This window comes from Bacteroides salyersiae WAL 10018 = DSM 18765 = JCM 12988 (assembly GCF_000381365.1).
Taxonomy (GTDB): Bacteria; Bacteroidota; Bacteroidia; order Bacteroidales; family Bacteroidaceae; genus Bacteroides; species Bacteroides salyersiae.
In genome coordinates this window covers 988,646-989,221 of sequence record NZ_KB905467.1, presented here as the reverse complement: position 1 = coordinate 989,221, position 576 = coordinate 988,646, and the positions used below count along the sequence as shown (strand labels likewise).

The 576-nt window shown below is 37.5% G+C and carries 1 CRISPR repeat array.

The window, feature by feature from the left end:
- Nucleotides 1-26 precede the first annotated feature (26 nt).
- A CRISPR array of direct repeats spans nt 27-511; the repeat unit is 30 nt; unit sequence GTTTCAATTCCACAACGGTACAATTAATAC.
- Between the last annotated feature and the right edge of the window lie 65 nt (nt 512-576).

Here is a 576-nt window from a genome sequence, read left to right as displayed (position 1 = left end):
AACCGCAATACCTTGACTTCAAAAGTGTTTCAATTCCACAACGGTACAATTAATACCGGCTGCCAGCCGGGTGGCATTTATTGAATTCCCGGTTTCAATTCCACAACGGTACAATTAATACCTGTTCCTGCTCCGGCGCCGTTGCCGTCACAACAACGTTTCAATTCCACAACGGTACAATTAATACTCCATATAATTCTTCACAAGAAGATGTAAAAGGGTGTTTCAATTCCACAACGGTACAATTAATACATGGTCTTATCATTCCATGTTATGTATTGGATGAGTTTCAATTCCACAACGGTACAATTAATACATGCCTGTTAATTTATAAAATAGATTCTTGCAATGTTTCAATTCCACAACGGTACAATTAATACCAGACGAATGGAGTTGGCTTCATTCTCGCTCAAATGTTTCAATTCCACAACGGTACAATTAATACCATTTGAGAAGTCACTTGACGAAGATGACAAATCCTGTTTCAATTCCACAACGGTACAATTAATACGCGTGAAGATATAATGTACGTTATCGTTTATCCTGAGTTTCAATTCCACAACGGTACAATTAATA